Below are 16,727 nucleotides of genomic sequence, written 5' to 3'. Positions count from 1 at the left end.
AGTCTTTAACAGGTAATTTATAAAAACGGGGAACGGGGAAATGGCTATGCGATTAGTGAGACCATCCATTGAATGGAAAAACGAGCATGAAGATTACGTGAAAGAGTGGGATGAATCCCAGATAACGCCCAGCAGTTTTAATGTAGCTGGTCACGAGGACTATGAAACGTATTTAGAAGCACTGCAAATCCGAGAAAGCGGAGACGGAAAATGGGTGCCTAGCACGAACTATTTTTTGGTGGATTATAATGACCGGGTATTAGCGATGGTTGACATCAGGCACGATCTGACAGATTACTTACATAATGTCGGCGGGCATATCGGATATGGTGTGAGACCTGCGGAAAGAAGGAAAGGCTATGCGACATGGATTCTTGCAGAGGCATTGAAGAAATGCGGTGAACTCGGAATCGATCGGGTACTGGTAACTTGTAATGAAGACAATATTGGATCAGCAAAAACGATAGAGAAGAATGGCGGCATTGAAGACAAGAGCTTTATTGAAGAAGATGGAACGGTGGTTAGACGTTTTTGGATAGAAAGTTGATTGCATGGATGCTGTCATATTTTTCAAATGAACTTGAAAGTATAAACGATCATGATTGATCAGTGCATATATATGCATCCGAAAATTACAGGAGATGGTCTTCTTCAGTTCTTGGCTTGTTGGGAATAACTGTGGGAATGTCTAGATATATTTAATGAAAACGCCAAGTTCGGAGTGAACTTGGCGTTTTTGCTATTTTTTTAACCACCATTCACTTATGCGTCAGGTTTTAAAATTGTTCTATGAATATTGCGTTGTTATGAATTCATTATCACTTCTGTCTCGTCTTTGCCCGATACACCGGAATTTTCGAATGTAGCCATCTCATTGATCATATTGACTGCGGATTGTAGAATCGGGAAAGCGACGGCTGCACCGGTCCCTTCGCCGAGACGCATATTTAGTTGGAGTAACGGCTCTTTTTGCAAATGTTTGACTGCCGTTGTATGTCCAGGTTCTACTGATTGATGCGATAAAATCATATAATCTACTACAGTAGGAGCCATCAATTTAGCTAGACAAGCGGAAACCGTACAGATAAAACCATCGACAAGAATAGGTACCCGCTTTTCTGCAGCGGCGAGCATTGCACCAGCCATTGCCGCCATTTCAAGTCCGCCCACTTTCGACAGGATATCAATGGCATCCGTCGGTTTCGGCTGATGTAAGCTGATTGCATCACGAACAACCGCAACTTTCCGATTATGCTGTTCAGTGGAAATACCAGTCCCAAATCCGACAATTGCAGCGGGGTCTGCACCAGTAATCGATGCTAGAACAGCGCTACTTGCTGTCGTGTTGCCGATACCGACTTCACCGATAATCAGACATTTGATCCCACTTTCTATAATCTGAATCCCTTCTTCATAACCGATGAGTACCGCTTTTTCTGCTTCTTCTCGTGTCATTGCTAATTCGGTGAGGAAGCTTCCAGTGCCCTGACGAATTTTCTTATGAATAACTTGCACCTCTGTTACATCTCCCGCTACACCTACGTCGACGACTTTGAATTTTGCACCGATTTGTCTACCAAATACATTGATAGCGGCTCCGCCATTTACAATATTTGCTACCATTTGGAGCGTCACTTCCTGTGGATAAGCGGAAACACCTTCTTTTACAATGCCATGATCGGCAGCAAATACGATGATGCCTGGTGGTGTAATCTCTAGAGTCAAATTACCTGTCATTTCTGCCAGACTAATTGCGATTTCTTCCAACCTGCCCAAACTACCTAAAGGTTTTGTTAATGTTGCTATGTAAGAAGTTGCTTTTTCTCCCGCTGCTTTATTCAACAAAGGTATGTCTATATTCATCATTGTTTGTCCCAACTCTCTTTTCGATTTTAGTAAGGGGGCTATAGGACCGTGTGAAAACAGTCTTGTAAACCATTATACTAGTTTGAAGTATGCTGTGTAAGAAACACTTGTGAATGTTTAGATGTACAGGTAATAGAAAAATAACCCAAAAGCATGAGGTGCTTCTGGGTTATTTATTGGGGGAATTTGAAATTAAATGAAAGATACATCTAACTTCATAAGGTCTTTTTGGTTGAAGGTTAAACCAGGAAGAGTGAAAGTCCCTGCATTTATTGCAAAAGTATTCGCAATAACATTCGGACTTCCAGGATGAAAGATTCTAACTTCATAGTGGAATGGTTCAACGAATTGACTTAAGTTGATGTGTTGATTCGGTAAAAGAGTCACTAATTGATTGAGCAGGACTTCTGGACCACCACTATTCCAATTGATAACTTGTACCCTTACTTGAAAGGTTCTAGTTGGATCAAGGTTAGCTACTTCAATATGAGCTGCAGTTTGGCCAACAACCGTATTCAATACACCTGTTGATAATACCATAGGTTTTAACCTATGATCATCTTTATGTTTATCTTCACATTTGCATTTATCTTTTCGCTTGTCTTCACATCCGTATTCATGGTAATACTTACATTTGTCTTCGTTTCTATAATCACGCATTTTATCACCTCCTTTTATATAAGCTATTACTAATATATTAAAATTGTTGGAAAGTGTTACAAGTTGTCCCGATTTCCAGAAATTTATTTTCCGGGAATAATGACTTTCATCAAAATTGGAGCACTCATTAACAATAGAAGCAGGCCATGGGGAGGTTGTTTTTGCTCGAAATTCAATCCGGAATATACATATATGCCTTTCACCCTATTAAAAATGTATTATACCTTTTGCTTAACTTACAAATTCTCTGATAAGAAGAACCTCATTCAGTTCAATGATTGGATATAGCTGAAAAGGTATTTGTAGTGAGTTAATCTGGAATACCCATTTAATAAACTTGGGATAATAGTTAGGGCATTGAAACTTTTCTTATGTCTGTTTCCTATAATAAGTAGATTCAAAAGATTTGATAGTGGGAGGGGGAATTCGGGGGATTTACATATCTGATTGAGAGGTAACTGTGAAGAAATTGAGTAAAGGCAAGTAAGAAATACTTAATGAAATTTCACCAGGAATTACCGACTACAATTTCTGGTATATATAAGAAACAGTCATGAAAGTTTAACTTTCATGACTGTTTGTAGATAGCCTTTAGTTGAACTTTATAGACTTACTAATCCACTGTAACTTCGCTCGTGGCCGTAATCGAAACTCCATTCAGCGCTTGTGTTGCCAGCCGATCCGCTTCTGAATTTAGCTTCCGCTGTACCAGTTTGTATTCTGGCTGGATACCAAGGTCTTTCAGCTTTTCTTCTATCCGGTCTGCCCAACTAGACAAATTATTTTCGAGGGCCGGCCATTCCCCGGTCAGCTGGTTGATGACCACCTGTGAATCCCCGATGAAGAGAACTGGTAGATGATGGACAGTCAAAAGCTCGAGTTCCTGTAGACATAGGTAGAGTGCTGCATATTCTGCCTCGTTATTCGATATGAGTTCGGTAGAAGGTGCATTTTGCCGTAACCTATATGATTTCCCGCTTTGTTCGTAATAGATGACGCAGCCTAATCCCGATTTACGGGTCGTATGATCGAAGCCACCGTCGAAATAAACCGTGATGTTATGTGGTTCAGTTTCAATTCCTTTCAAATAACCTTTCATCTCTTTGACCGTCCACGTACTGTCGAACTGATCAATGAATAGTACATTTTTGGTACGTCCGGTCCGTGCCAAGTCTTCCGCAACTAGTATGGCTTGTGCTGCCGGCATCTCCTCGGAGCGGAAGACGGTTTCTGCTCCTTTTGGAGTTTTGTAAATCCACTCGATTAGAATATTCATCGCTAATCCTCCTGTATCAGTAAGTCTATGTATTCATCTTCTATCTCTCTCAAAAATGCAGATACAATATGAGTATACCCAATTCAGGTTATATTTATGAAACGACCCAATTTATTAGCTACCTAAGCGGGACACTACAATTGCATGAGCATAGCAAGAAAACCAGGCAGCTCAATGTCTGGTTTTTTTAATGTGTATTGAGATATGTGAATTACTTATTTTGCTCCTCTCACGTGGAAACTCTTAAGGTGATTTTTACCGATAACCATTTCTTGATTTTCTTCGTATTCAAATGGCCAACAAAATCTCGGCAAATAGACTACTAATCGCAAATATAGTAGTGGCAAAGAAGGCGAAATTAATCCCATGTAGTATTTCATCTGCAGAAATAATACTGAGGTGTTTCGATTGCTCACGCAATAGTATGGAGCGTATTTTGCATGCTGTACAATATACGTGTAATTTATTTGGCAATGAATTTAATCTAGCAATCGAGAGGTTATTGAAAATACTCATCGAGGTTATTTAGTACTGGGTTCCGATTTCATTTAAATGATTACGTTCGATGGAAAACCAGTTGTGTTGAACGACTATCATCTTGGAGACAAAGTAATGACATTAATTTCTGAGAGTATAATTTGTTGGGGAATATACAGAAGAAATCATTACACCAGTGGCCAAGTTTTGTGCTGGAGCAATTGGACCTGCGACGAAAAAGCTGCTTGTCACATGTGAAAATAGGTTTGATTAAGTAAGACATGACTTTTAGATACAAGCGAAAGTGACGTGATTCTACTAGAAACAAGCCAAGTTATTTAATTTGAAAAGACCTGAAGATATTGGCATGCAGTTAACAGAAGGATTGCTGATGGAATCCAAAGTATGCGTATCTGCGATGGTATTCGCTCATCCAGATGCGAGTTGTTTTTTGCAGCGAAACTGAAATGTCTATTGTCTAATAAAGTAAGTATTGATGGATAAGCAGGGGTTTAAAATCACAACGGAGTTAGTTTAAGCTTACAAGAATACCTATGGACTACGACATAACAAACGTATGAAAAAAAGAGAAATAGCTCATGCTGAATACTATAAAAGGGACTTGACCCGCCGAATAATGTAATTTTTATTAGCAGAATATAATCGTATTCATAATAGAAAGTGAGGGACAGAGAGTATGCGGTTTTTTAAAAAGAAAAAAACAAACGAATCAAATAAAGCTGTTCCCTCACAAAGTCAAATGGTGGATCCAAATAAAAAAGATGGTCTGAAAGTTAGTCTTCAGGAAAATATACAAATCTTAAAAGATACACTTGGGAAAAGTACGGATATTGTCTTTCGAGAAATTCGAATTGGAAAAGAAGGAAGCATTAAAGCGGGCATTATATACACTGATGGGTTAACAAATACAACTTCGTTACAAGAATTCATATTAGAAACACTTATGTTGGATACTAAAGATATTGAATTACAGGTAAAGTTGTCAACTGGGCAAAGTATTATTAGCATTTTAAAAGATTTTTCCATGACAGTAGGAGAGATAAAAGATTTCACTACTTTTGAAGTACTTTATAATGGTCTTTTGTCGGGCGATACAATAATACTAATCGATGGCTATTCACAAGGATTAGTCATTTCAAATAAGCACTGGATTGAGCGTGGGGTAACGGAACCAGTTGCTCAAACGGTAGTGAGAGGACCCCGTGAAGGATTCTCCGAAAACTTACGCGTAAATACGGCATTAGTTCGACGGAAACTTAAAGATCCTAATCTTTGGGTGGAGTCTAAGGTAATTGGAACACGGACGAAAACGGATATTGCGTTGATGTACATCAACGGTGTTGCAGATGAAAAAATAGTGAAAGAAGTCCATTTGCGTTTGGATAATATCGAAATTGATGGAATTCTAGAAAGTGGATATATCGAAGAATTAATTGAGGATTCACCTCATTCACCTTTTCCCACTATTTTCAATACAGAACGCCCAGATGTAGTAGCTGCAGCACTACTGGAAGGAAGAATAGCCATTTTGGTAGATGAAACGCCATTTGTACTTATCGTTCCTGCGTTGTTCATTCAATTTTTCCAGTCTTCTGAGGACTATTATCAACGTGCGGATATTTCGAGTTTTATTCGACTCCTTCGTTTTGGCTCTTTTGGTATTTCTTTGCTGGCGCCGGCATTTTTTATTGCAATCACAACTTTTCATCAGACGATGCTGCCACCAGCACTGCTAATTAGTCTGACTGCCCAACGAGAAGGTGTTCCATTTCCTGCATTCTTTGAAGCATTGCTAATGGAATTGACCTTTGAAATATTACGTGAAGCAGGCGTAAGAATGCCTCGATCGATTGGATCTGCCATGTCTATTGTAGGTGCATTCGTCATAGGGACGGCAGCTGTCGAAGCAGGTGTGATTTCTGCGGCGATGGTAATTATTGTTTCAATAACTGCTATCGCGAGCTTTGTTTCTCCAACTTATGATATAGCGATTGCTGTAAGATTACTGCGTTTTGGTTTTATGGGAATAGCTGCCTCGTTCGGTTTATTTGGAATTATGGTGGGTTTAATTGCCCTCGTACTCCATTTATGTAGTATTCGTTCTTTTGGCATTCCCTACATGTCTCCATTGGGTCCATTTAATATTTCCGATCAAAAGGATACATTTATTCGATTGCCTAGATGGGCAATGATTACTCGACCTCGTCTTATCAATCAACAAAATATAGTTAGGCAACAAGATTCAGCTTCTGCAAAACCAAAGCCACCAAAAAATGAGGAGTAAAAGGAGCCTAAACGATGAAAAAATATACTTTTGTGCTCCTAATTCTGAGTCTTGTTTTAACGGGATGTTGGGACAGGAGGGAATTAAATGAGATTGCGATCACTTTAGCGCTAGGAATTGACAAAGTGGATGAAGAATTTCAATTAACTGCTCAAGTAGTTGTACCGTCGGAAGTATCCATGAAACAAAGTTCTGGTCGTTCAACAGTAACCTTATTCCAAGCTACCGGTGAAACAATATTTGAAGCCTTTCGAAAAATGACAATCGACTCACCCAGAAAGATATATCCCGGTCATCTTCGAATGCTTGTGATTGGCGAGGAATTAGCTAAAGCAGGTGTAGGTGAGTCATTGGATTTACTATCAAGAGATTGGGAACTAAGGTCAGATTTCTATGTTGTTGTTGCAAAGGATAAGACTGCTGCAGAAATACTGAATGTTACAACACCGATTGAAAGCATACCTGCAAATAAAATGTTTAATACGCTTAAAACGTCTGAGGAAAACTGGGCTGTGACGAAAGGGGTTACATTAGATGAGCTGTTAGGCGATTTGATAACAGATGGAAAGGATGCAGTTTTAACGGGTATTCAGGTGTTTGGAAATCAGGAAGTAGGTTCAAGCAAGCAGAATGTGGAGTCAATTACGCCTGCTGCCCAAATTCAATATGATTATTTGGCGGTATTTAGGCAAGATAAACTAGTGGGATGGTTAAATGAAAGTGAAAGTAAGGGATATAACTATATTATCGACTCCGTTAAATCGACAGTTGCATCTATTTCATGTCCCGAGGAAGGGAAAGTTTCGATAGAGGTAATTAATTCTAAATCTGAATTGAAAGGAAAGATTAACAAAGGGGAGCCTGAAGTAAATGTAACTATCGAAGTAGAGGGGAATGTGGGAGAAGTGGAATGTCACATCGATATGAAAGACACAAAAACAATAGATGCGTTAGAAAAAAGTTATGAAAAAGAATTGAAGGAAATCGTTCATCAAACAATTGAAACGGTACAAAAACAATATAAGACTGATATTTTTGGATTTGGACAAGCCATTCATCGATCAAATCCGAAAACATGGAAAAAAATTAAAAATCAGTGGGATGAAATATTTCCGGAATTAACAGTGAACGTTGAAGTTGATATGGAAATATATCATACGGGTACAGTAAGTAATTCATTCTTACAAAAGTTAGAGGAATAAAGAAATATGCTGAAAATTATTGGAATCCTGTTGATAGTAGTAGTAATCGTACGGTTTGAAGTTCCATCCCTATTACTAAAAAAAAATAAAAAAGAATTGGTTGTCTTTTTACTCTTTCTTTCTATTGGAACAAGTTTAGGGATTGCTCAAGCATTAGGAAAACCCATTCCAAATCCAATGGACTTACTAACTTTCATTCTAAGACCAATAAATGATACGCTCTTCCGTTAGTTAAATTGAGAGGTAAGAAAGGTGAAGAGTTGAAATGATGCATAATATTAAAATAAATTCAAATCAGTTTCTAGTGTTAGTTATCTTTTTTACGATTGGGACGAGCATCTTAGAAGTTCCATCAGTTTTAGCAGCAAAAACGAACCAAGATGCTTGGATTACAGCAATAATTGGTACAGGAATTGGGTTATTAGTGGTATGGTTTTTCACGGCGATAGCACTTTGGTTTCCTCACCTCACTTATGTTCAAATCAATGAAAAGGTATATGGAAAATGGATTGGTAATGCCGTTTCAGTTTTATTTGCAATGATGTCACTTCTTTATGCTTCAACTCTTTTATTTCAATCAGGTAATTTTTTTAATACCCATATCATGCCGAATACGCCCTTGTCAGCGCTTAATATTCTGATGGCTGGAGTTGTGGTAATGGGCGTTTACCTTGGGTTAGAGACCATCGCACGTTCTGCAGAAATCTTTGGTGCCTTTTTCATCATCATCTTTATTATATTTACCGTTTTAATTGCACCCGATATCCAGGTTGACCACCTAAAGCCTGTGTTTGAGGCAGAATCGAAAACGATGATCAAATCCTCCATCTTTTATGTCCTTATGTCTTCTGGAAATGCAATTGTTTTATTAATGATTTTCCCCGCATTTGTAAATGATGTTAAACATGCAAAAAAATCCTTTCTACTTGGAAATTTAATTGGTGGACTTATTATTATTCTCATTACATTTTTGAGTATTTCTGTGTTAGGAGCAGGAAAAACGGCGAACGAAATTTATCCAAGCTATGAATTGGCCAAAAGAATTAGTGTTGGAAATTTCATAGAAAGAATTGAAGTATTAATGGCTTTACTATGGATTCTTTCTCTCTATTTTAAAATGATTCTTTATTTTTACGCTACTGTTTTAGCGATTGCACAAATTTTAAATTTGAAAGATTATCGCCCTTTAATAATGCCAATAGGGATAATTACCGTGGTTCTTTCCCTTGTTATATATCCTAATATTATCTATAAACAGAATTGGGATAATACGACGGGAAATTCTCTTACATTAGTAGTTGGAATTATATTTCCCTTATTGTTAGTTATCGTTTACGGAATACGAAGGAAGAGAGTGTAAAATATCTTGTGTAAATGAATAAATACAAAAAGGAAGACCTTTTCTTGGTAGAATTAAGTCACCACAACCAATCCTAGAAAAGAGGTCTTCCCTATGACTCAGTTTACAGCAGATATTGTCCAAGCACTAGTCCAAAAACAAGATATTACCGAAGTTTTTCGTTCGCATTTAGAAACAGCGGTAAATGCGCTGCTCGCCACGGAGCTGACGGCTTTTTTAGATTATGAAAAATACGACCGAATCGGTTTTAATTCAGGTAATTCACGTAATGGTTCATATGAAAGAACGCTACACACGGAATATGGTGACCTCCAAATCACAATTCCCCGTGATCGCAACGGCGAGTTTAAACAACAGACAGTCGCACCTTATAAGCGGTCAAATGATACACTTGAATCATTTGTCATTCACATGTTTCAAAAAGGCGTGACCATGTCGGAAATTGCCGATTTAATCGAAAAAATGTATGGCCATCATTACACACGTCAAACAATATCTAATATGACACAGGTAGTGGGTGAACAAGTAGAGGCCTTTACTAAAAGGAAACTCAGTGCGCGCTACGTCTGTGTTTATTTAGACGCAACCTATATTTCTGTTCGACGTGAAACGGTCTCTAAAGAGGCTGTTTATATAGCTGTGGGCATTCGTGAAGATGGATCAAAAGAAGTAATTGCTTACACAATCGCTCCAACAGAATCAGCATTTAATTGGAAAGAGCTCTTACTAGAAACAAAAGAGCGTGGCGTTGAAGAAGTCCTTCTATTCCTTTCAGACGGCTTAACAGGTATGGTTGACACGATTACAAGCGTATTTCCTAAAGCGCAATTCCAAACATGTTTAGTGCATGTGGCGCGCAATATTTCACATAAAGTACGTGTTGAAGACCGTGCTGAGATTTGTGATGACTTCAAAACGGTTTACCGAGCTGATAATCAGGAAGCTGGGCAAGTCGCGTTAGATAATTTCTGTGAAAAGTGGAAAAAATCATACCCAAAGGTGACAAAATCACTCGCTACAAATGACCATCTACTTACCTTCTACAGCTTTCCAAAGTCAATTTGGCGAAGCATATACTCAACGAATTTAATCGAGTCATTTAACAAGCAAATCAAGAAATATACAAAGCGCAAAGAGCAGTTTCCGAACGAAGAAGCACTCGAACGCTTCCTAGTCTCGCAGTTTGAAGAGTACAACCAACGTTTCTCCACACGATGCCATATCGGTTTCGATCAAGCACGCGCAGAGCTGGCTGAGATGTTTGAAGTGAAAGAATAAAAAGTGTGATGATCATTAAGAAGAGGTCCGATTGTCATTTACACATAAATATTGACACTCCCCGAAGGAAGGGTTTGAAGAGAGAAGTTACAAAATAACAAGATACGTAACGAATAAATTTGTAGCGTAAGTATTTTACTAGGGGGTAAGATGATCAACTCTGGTTAGGCGGGTACGTTTATTTGATATTTAGATATTTGTATACTAAATTGATTTTGTACTGGTTTTTGTTTCACTATTTTTAAAAAATCTGGGCACCAGACCTTATGATAGAACGATCACGACGATATCTAATGGTAAAAATTCTACTATTCAAGATCGGACTATTATATAACTGAATCCGTTGTTAAATCGACAGAACTTGATGAGAAACGGTTAATTGAAACGTTGTAATAATTGAAGGATACTTATTTATATATATTTAGATACATAATTTGCTCGATTGTCTGTCTGGCAATTATTATTAATCAGTATAGGAATAGTCCTAGGCTTTATCTGTGGAAAAATATTCAATATAAAAATAACCCACCATGGTCCGCATTGTAAGAGGCATGGTGGGTTCTATTGTCGATACTAAACATATAGCTAAGAAATTGTGCGAAGCATACATACGTAGTAGAAATGCACAACTAGGCACAATATCGCCTAAATCTATACTTACATTCTTTTTTTATACCCGTTAATTCGTGATTCTTCTTCTGCACTTATTTCAGTTTGTAATCCTTCAATGCTTTCTTTACGTCGCTCGTTTTTCTCCTTGATTGCAGCAAGTTCTTTCCCCTCGGCGAATTCCATCGCTGCTTCGGCTGCTTCCATATTACTGATGGTTTTCTTTAGCCTATTTACATTGTCATCTGAATCATTCGGTTTGATGTTAGTCATTATACTTCCTCCTTCAACTTTTTTAAAAACCTTCAAGAGATAGCGTTCCCAAATTCACAATAATTATTTGTCGATTACAGTTCTCGGGAAGAAGACGATTACTACAATGATATTTTCCGTATGGCAAAGAATCCTCATATCTGGCGTTTAGAATATGTATGAAATAGTGGAATGGGACGTTAATCTACTAGAGTTTTATTGGGGTAGAAAGTAGGTTGGATAGCAGATGAAAAGTGTGAAATACCGAATTCCAAAACAATTACTAGCCGTTTTGGAATCCGGTATGATTTATTTTACTTCAGCGTTCCATGCATATATTAGATTTGTTGATTTCAACCTATTTCTAACAGTAATGCCAGCCCATGCTGCCAGTGTCGCTTTAATGAAGCCAACAAGAAGAAACGGTGCAAATCCACCTGAAAATGCTGCGGTCCAAGAAAGATTTGCAATGACTTTTAACCAAACCGTTCCAAAAGTTAATGCAATAAACATTCCGATTACGTTTGCGATGATTGCGTTTTTAACCGTAAAACTCGTTTTTTCAAGAAAAAAGCCAATGATAAGTGCAGTTGGGATGAACCCGATCAAATACCCACCAGTTGGCCCGACTAGAATCCCTAAACCACCAGACATCTGTGCGAATACCGGTATCCCTATTGCGCCCATACATAAATAAATGAGTACTGACAATGTACCATATCGTGCGCCCAATATTGTCGCAGCAAGTCCGATGGCAAGCGTTTGTCCAGTAATTGGTACAAGTGGTAATGGAACTGTAACTTGCGCTAATACACCAATAATTGCTGCGAATAGTGCTGAAATAATCATCATTCGTAGTTTGTAACTTGACTCAGTCATAGTGTGCAAATCCCCTTTTGTGTTAACTGAAATATAATAATAGTTGACTCATTAATTGTATAGTAACCCAACTGCTTTCGTCAACACGATTATTTTAAAATGAAATGTATTGTTTAGGTATTGACTAAACATACAGTACCTTTGTAAGGGATTAGTGTGAGTTGTGAAACCTTCATGACTGTTTATCGAATAGATACTCGAAATTCATCACTTGGACTATACAGGTGATGGATTTATTTTTTCGAATATGAAGTTGAAATCCAACTAGTTGTTTGCTACTATTTTTATTAACAGATAGTTCTAATTGTTGATTCTATTTGTGTATCTGAAAGGGGCAAATAAATTGAAAATTATCGACTTGCATTGTGATGTATTGCTTAGATTGTATGAATCAAAAGGGGAAATGAAGTTTCAAGATTCTTTGGAACTCGATACGAGTTATGAAAAACTAATAAAGGGTGGAGTAAAAGTACAAGCATTTGCTATATTCGTGTATCCGGAAATGAAGTCAGATCAGAAATTTCAAGCTGCTTTAGATCAAATCCATTATTTCTATACAGATGTGCTTGGGAACAATCCGAATATGAAACTGATCAAGGAGTGGAGCGATTTCGATCAGTTAAAAGACGGAGAAATTGGAGCGATGTTGACGCTTGAAGGTGTGGATGCAATCGGAAACGATCTACAAAAGCTATCTATTCTTCATCAATTGGGAGTCCATTCGATTGGTCTTACTTGGAATAATGCCAACTTGGCAGCAGACGGAGCGGGAGAACCACGTGGAGCGGGACTGACGTCGTTTGGCAAAGAGATTGTTCATTTCAATAATGAACATAAAATTTTGACCGATGTCTCCCATTTGTGTGAAAAGGCTTTTTGGGATGTCATGGAAGAAGCAAACTATCCAATTGCGAGCCATTCGAATGCCAGAGCATTATGCAATCATGTTCGTAATCTGACAGATGATCAGGCAAGAACACTGTTTGAAAAAAATGGGCTCGTCCATGTTGTCTACAATCCGCCGTTTGTGAAGGAACAAGGGGAAGTTGTGATAACAGACCTAATCGAACATGTTGACCATTTCTGTTCTTTAGGCGGAGAGAAACAAATTGGGTTAGGCTCAGACTTCGATGGTATCTCGTCGAAGATTGTTAATTTGGAAGATGCATCTATGCATCCGAATTTACTAAATGAGTTGCTAAAAAAATACAGTGAAGAGACGGTCAAAGGTTTTGCCTACCAAAACTTTATGGATCATCGTCCTAATTGAACGGTAATAAGAGAGCCAATCAAGCTGAGTGAGAAGTAGAAAGCGCCGAGGGGTAAAATATAGGCTAGTAAGGGAAACTGTTTTAAATAACTCGGGTTTTCTCCGTTTTTACCTTCTACGTCCTGTATAACTTGCTCGCGTTTGCTAAGGGTTGAATAGAAACGTCTCGAGTTGTTGATAAATCTAGTGAAAAAACCATCTTGGATGATGAGTAATACACTGCCGATTAGTAACATGATGATGCCGATATAGAAAAATAAATCAAGTAAAATAATGATATACTTTGGGGCCATAAATACAGTAGAGAATAAAATAACGAAAGATGTGATGCAAAAAGAAAGAAGTAAGCTTTTCTTTTTCATAGAGGTTAACAACTCCTACCTTATTTATAGATTAATAGGGATATATCTATTAATTAAAAATATTATTGCTATTGTGATTGTAAGCACTTACAATTATATATAGTTACTAGAATAGTACAAGGGGGGAATGGGAAATGAAGAAAAAAACATGGTTAGGCTTAATTTTCTTGGCCATTTTTTCTTTGATTGTTTCGGGTTGTAATTTCAGCTCATCAACTGAAGAGAAAGACGACAAGAAAGAGGATGAAAAAGAAGCAGACGGCAAGGTTGCACAAGTACTTAATTTGAGTGCAACGGCTGATATTCCAACATTGGATTCAACAAAAGCGCATGACGCTATTGCATTTGACGTTTTGAATAACGTGAATGAGGGGCTGTATCGTCAGGATCAAAGTAACCAATCTGTTCCCGCGCTCGCAGAGAAGCATGAGAAAAGTGAAGATGGCATCGTTCATACATTTACAATTAGAGACGCGAAGTGGAGCAACGGCGAACCTGTAACAGCTGCCGATTTTGAATACGCGTGGAAACGTGTTATGAAAGAAGCTGGTGCATATAATTACATGCTTGTTACTGCAGGCATCAAGAATTCCGAAGCTATCATGAACGAAGAAATGGATGCTGCAGAACTTGGTATTAAGGCAACAGGAGAAAAAACGCTTGAAGTGACACTTGAAAGTGCAAATCCATTATTTGAAACATTACTGGCATTCCCGACATTCTTACCGCAAAATCAAAAGTTTGTAGAAGAGCTTGGAGATCAGTATGCACTCGAAGCTGACAACATTTTAGCAAATGGTCCATTCAAACTTGTTAACTGGTCACAAGAACAAAGCTGGAAACTTGTTAAAAATGAAGATTATTGGGATGCAGGCACAGTGAAAATTGAAGAGGTAAATGTATTTGTCGTTAAAGACCCGTCTGCCGGGGCGAATTTATATGAGACAGAGAAAATTGACCGCGTCAAATTAACTTCTGCACTTATCGACCAATATGTTGAGGATAAAAACTTTAAAGTTGAAAAAGACTCAGGTATTGTCTTCTTACGCTTTAATCACAACCATCCAGTGCTTAAGAATTCAGAAATTCGCCGTGCGATTGGAATGGCAGTTGACCGTCAAGGTTTGACAGATGTTATTTTGAAAGACGGTTCTTCACCAATTTACGGAGTAGTTGGAGAAGGATTTTACTTCTCGCCTGAGAATAAGGATTACCGAGAGTTAAATGGAGACTTCAATAAAGGGACTCCTGAAGAAGCAAAAGCAATATGGGAAAAAGCTTTAGCTGAAGTTGGACAAACAGAATTGACAGTGTCACTCAATATTGCTGACTCGGATGAAATGAAAAAAGTAGCTGAGTACTTACAAGCGCAGCTTGAAGACAATCTTCCTGGATTTAAGCTTGATATTAAAGCTGTACCATTCGCTCAGCGTCTTGAAATTGAAAAAGCAGTCGACTATGAACTTTCTCTTTCTACATGGGGACCAGATTATAGTGACCCGATGACCTATTTAGATATGTGGGTAAAAGGCAGTTCTTCAAACCGTATGGATTATAGCAATCCAAAATTAGATGCATTAGTTCATGATGCACGCGGTGAGACGGATTTAAGCAAGCGTTACGAGATGTTGCTTGGTATTGAAAAGGTTTTGTTGGAAGAAGATGCAGCAGTTGCGCCTCTTTATCAACGAGGGTCTGCAATTCTTGTACGTGATAAAATCAAAGATTTAGCTAAACATCCAACGGGTGCTGAATTCACTTACAAATGGGCTCACATCGAATAAACATATGATTTAAGCAACAGATAAGCGAAGGTGTATCCAACTGGAGCATCTTCGTTTTCTGATTGATAAATAACTTGAGAAAAGAATATCTATTTAATCTGAGCGAAGGCGCCTTACAAGGGTTAGCCGAAGCGAATTCAATGGGATATTTTATATCAACATTTATAGAAGGAAAATCAAGAGCTTTTTAAGGAATTGGGGTGTCCGATTTGAAGCGCTACATAGTAAAAAGATTCGGGTTTATGATTATTACATTGTTTATCATTATCACAGCAACGTTCTTTCTTATGCAATTCCTTCCGGGAACACCGTTTACAAACCCGGAAAAGTTATCTGATAAGCAACTCGTTATTTTAAATGCCAAATATGGATTAGATCAACCGGCAGCAATCCAATACATTCGCTATTTAGGGAATTTAGTACAAGGCGATCTTGGCTATTCATTCCAATATGAAGGTCGAACTGTAAAAAGTATGATCGTTAATCGTATTGGCCCTTCTGCGCTCATTGGTTTACAAGCACTTGTATTTGGGACGATTGTAGGGCTAGTACTCGGTATTATTTCTGCATTACGACATAATACACTTCTTGACTATGGTGCTGTGACACTTGCAGTACTCGGGATGTCTATCCCATCGTTCGTTTTTGCAGCATTGCTACAATACTTCATTGGGGTGAAGTATGAATTATTACCTGTTGCTTTATGGGAAAGTTATGCGAGTACCATTTTACCGTCGTTCGCACTTTCAGTAACAGTTATCGCAACGGTCGCACGTTTCATCCGAAGTGAAATGCTCGAAGTATTAGGACAGGATTATGTGACGACAGCAAGAGCAAAAGGCTTGCACGAATCCACGGTTATGGCGAAACATGTCATTCGAAATGCGCTAATCCCTGTTGTTACGATGCTCGGTCCGTTAGCGGTATCGATCATGACAGGAACATTAGTTATTGAAAAGATATTTTCAGTACCTGGTCTCGGGGAACAGTTCACATTGTCAATTATGGTCCTCGATTATAGCGTAATTATGGGAATTACCTTGTTTTATAGTGCGTTGTTCATATTCGTTGTCTTTATTGTTGATATTTTATATGGTCTTCTGGATCCTCGGATTGATTATAAACAGGGGGGACAGGCATGAACAAA

15 protein-coding genes and 1 pseudogene are annotated in these 16,727 nt (G+C 38.2%); 10 read left to right on the top strand and 6 right to left on the bottom strand.

Features of this window, described 5'->3' with window-relative positions; translation table 11 throughout:
* Positions 1 to 40 precede the first annotated feature (40 nt).
* Positions 41 to 547, top strand: coding sequence for a GNAT family N-acetyltransferase (locus tag MKX62_RS22435; RefSeq protein WP_340742390.1), 507 nt, complete (start codon positions 41 to 43; stop codon positions 545 to 547).
* A gap of 257 nt (positions 548 to 804) precedes the next feature.
* Here the strand turns inward: MKX62_RS22435 and cobT are convergent, their stop codons facing one another.
* The 3 genes from cobT to MKX62_RS22420 form a co-directional block, all read right to left on the bottom strand.
* On the bottom strand, positions 805 to 1,866 hold the full coding sequence (gene cobT, locus MKX62_RS22430) for a nicotinate-nucleotide--dimethylbenzimidazole phosphoribosyltransferase (RefSeq protein ID WP_370569890.1): 1,062 nt from the start codon (positions 1,864 to 1,866) through the stop codon (positions 805 to 807).
* 192 nt (positions 1,867 to 2,058) lie between these two features.
* A complete protein-coding gene (locus tag MKX62_RS22425; RefSeq protein WP_067210705.1) occupies positions 2,059 to 2,526 on the bottom strand; it encodes a hypothetical protein in 468 nt (155 codons plus the stop codon).
* Between the two features lie 613 nt (positions 2,527 to 3,139).
* Complete coding sequence (locus tag MKX62_RS22420; protein ID WP_340742389.1) at positions 3,140 to 3,802, bottom strand: ribonuclease H family protein; 663 nt, start codon at positions 3,800 to 3,802, stop codon at positions 3,140 to 3,142.
* An 802-nt stretch (positions 3,803 to 4,604) separates the two neighbouring features.
* Here MKX62_RS22420 and MKX62_RS24515 point away from each other — a divergent pair.
* From MKX62_RS24515 to MKX62_RS22395, 6 genes and pseudogenes are all read left to right on the top strand, one after another.
* Positions 4,605 to 4,745 (top strand): annotated as a pseudogene (locus MKX62_RS24515) (vitamin B12 dependent-methionine synthase activation domain-containing protein); the annotation flags it as partial.
* A 231-nt stretch (positions 4,746 to 4,976) separates the two neighbouring features.
* Positions 4,977 to 6,584 (top strand): spore germination protein, encoded by a 1,608-nt coding sequence (locus tag MKX62_RS22415; protein ID WP_340742388.1) that lies wholly within the window; start codon positions 4,977 to 4,979, stop codon positions 6,582 to 6,584.
* A 14-nt stretch (positions 6,585 to 6,598) separates the two neighbouring features.
* Positions 6,599 to 7,786, top strand: a complete 1,188-nt coding sequence (locus tag MKX62_RS22410) for a Ger(x)C family spore germination protein (protein ID WP_340742387.1) — start codon at positions 6,599 to 6,601, stop codon at positions 7,784 to 7,786.
* Positions 7,787 to 7,792: 6 nt separating this feature from the next.
* The gene (locus tag MKX62_RS22405; protein ID WP_340742386.1) at positions 7,793 to 8,017 is read left to right on the top strand and encodes a hypothetical protein; all 225 of its coding nucleotides are present in this window, start codon (positions 7,793 to 7,795) and stop codon (positions 8,015 to 8,017) included.
* Between the two features lie 34 nt (positions 8,018 to 8,051).
* On the top strand, positions 8,052 to 9,146 hold the full coding sequence (locus tag MKX62_RS22400) for a GerAB/ArcD/ProY family transporter (RefSeq protein ID WP_340742385.1): 1,095 nt from the start codon (positions 8,052 to 8,054) through the stop codon (positions 9,144 to 9,146).
* Between the two features lie 93 nt (positions 9,147 to 9,239).
* On the top strand, positions 9,240 to 10,424 hold the full coding sequence (locus MKX62_RS22395) for an IS256 family transposase (RefSeq protein WP_340741403.1): 1,185 nt from the start codon (positions 9,240 to 9,242) through the stop codon (positions 10,422 to 10,424).
* A 657-nt stretch (positions 10,425 to 11,081) separates the two neighbouring features.
* Here the strand turns inward: MKX62_RS22395 and MKX62_RS22390 are convergent.
* Positions 11,082 to 11,306 carry a small, acid-soluble spore protein tlp gene (locus MKX62_RS22390; protein ID WP_067210690.1) on the bottom strand — a complete coding sequence of 75 codons (225 nt, stop codon included), beginning with the start codon at positions 11,304 to 11,306 and terminating at the stop codon, positions 11,082 to 11,084.
* Positions 11,307 to 11,594: 288 nt separating this feature from the next.
* The gene (locus MKX62_RS22385) at positions 11,595 to 12,164 is read right to left on the bottom strand and encodes a biotin transporter BioY (protein ID WP_067210688.1); all 570 of its coding nucleotides are present in this window, start codon (positions 12,162 to 12,164) and stop codon (positions 11,595 to 11,597) included.
* A gap of 343 nt (positions 12,165 to 12,507) precedes the next feature.
* On the opposite strand from MKX62_RS22385, the gene MKX62_RS22380 reads away from it, so the two are divergent.
* Positions 12,508 to 13,434, top strand: coding sequence for a dipeptidase (locus MKX62_RS22380; RefSeq protein WP_340742384.1), 927 nt, complete (start codon positions 12,508 to 12,510; stop codon positions 13,432 to 13,434).
* Here the strand turns inward: MKX62_RS22380 and MKX62_RS22375 are convergent.
* Complete coding sequence (locus tag MKX62_RS22375; RefSeq protein WP_067210682.1) at positions 13,419 to 13,796, bottom strand: DUF3899 domain-containing protein; 378 nt, start codon at positions 13,794 to 13,796, stop codon at positions 13,419 to 13,421. The genes MKX62_RS22380 and MKX62_RS22375 overlap by 16 nt on opposite strands.
* 134 nt (positions 13,797 to 13,930) lie before the next feature.
* Between MKX62_RS22375 and MKX62_RS22370 the strand changes: the two genes are divergently transcribed.
* Positions 13,931 to 15,580, top strand: a complete 1,650-nt coding sequence (locus MKX62_RS22370; protein ID WP_340742383.1) for a peptide ABC transporter substrate-binding protein — start codon at positions 13,931 to 13,933, stop codon at positions 15,578 to 15,580.
* 209 nt (positions 15,581 to 15,789) lie between these two features.
* Positions 15,790 to 16,722 (top strand): ABC transporter permease, encoded by a 933-nt coding sequence (locus tag MKX62_RS22365; RefSeq protein WP_067210678.1) that lies wholly within the window; start codon positions 15,790 to 15,792, stop codon positions 16,720 to 16,722.
* Positions 16,723 to 16,727: the final 5 nt, after the last annotated feature.

It is taken from the genome of Sporosarcina sp. FSL K6-5500 (assembly GCF_038005665.1).
Lineage (GTDB): Bacteria > Bacillota > Bacilli > Bacillales_A > Planococcaceae > Sporosarcina > Sporosarcina psychrophila.
Note: the sequence above shows the minus strand (reverse complement) of the source record. Positions and strands in the feature narration are given on the sequence as shown.

Bases quoted from the DNA above. Each gene is read 5' to 3' on its own strand.
- MKX62_RS22435 (WP_340742390.1), top strand. From the start codon at position 41: ATGGCTATGCGATTAGTGAGACCATCCATTGAATGGAAAAACGAGCAT.
- cobT (WP_370569890.1), bottom strand. From the start codon at position 1,866: ATGATGAATATAGACATACCTTTGTTGAATAAAGCAGCGGGAGAAAAA.
- MKX62_RS22425 (WP_067210705.1), bottom strand. From the start codon at position 2,526: ATGCGTGATTATAGAAACGAAGACAAATGTAAGTATTACCATGAATAC.
- MKX62_RS22420 (WP_340742389.1), bottom strand. From the start codon at position 3,802: ATGAATATTCTAATCGAGTGGATTTACAAAACTCCAAAAGGAGCAGAA.
- MKX62_RS22415 (WP_340742388.1), top strand. From the start codon at position 4,977: ATGCGGTTTTTTAAAAAGAAAAAAACAAACGAATCAAATAAAGCTGTT.
- MKX62_RS22410 (WP_340742387.1), top strand. From the start codon at position 6,599: ATGAAAAAATATACTTTTGTGCTCCTAATTCTGAGTCTTGTTTTAACG.
- MKX62_RS22405 (WP_340742386.1), top strand. From the start codon at position 7,793: ATGCTGAAAATTATTGGAATCCTGTTGATAGTAGTAGTAATCGTACGG.
- MKX62_RS22400 (WP_340742385.1), top strand. From the start codon at position 8,052: ATGATGCATAATATTAAAATAAATTCAAATCAGTTTCTAGTGTTAGTT.
- MKX62_RS22395 (WP_340741403.1), top strand. From the start codon at position 9,240: ATGACTCAGTTTACAGCAGATATTGTCCAAGCACTAGTCCAAAAACAA.
- MKX62_RS22390 (WP_067210690.1), bottom strand. From the start codon at position 11,306: ATGACTAACATCAAACCGAATGATTCAGATGACAATGTAAATAGGCTA.
- MKX62_RS22385 (WP_067210688.1), bottom strand. From the start codon at position 12,164: ATGACTGAGTCAAGTTACAAACTACGAATGATGATTATTTCAGCACTA.
- MKX62_RS22375 (WP_067210682.1), bottom strand. From the start codon at position 13,796: ATGAAAAAGAAAAGCTTACTTCTTTCTTTTTGCATCACATCTTTCGTT.
- MKX62_RS22370 (WP_340742383.1), top strand. From the start codon at position 13,931: ATGAAGAAAAAAACATGGTTAGGCTTAATTTTCTTGGCCATTTTTTCT.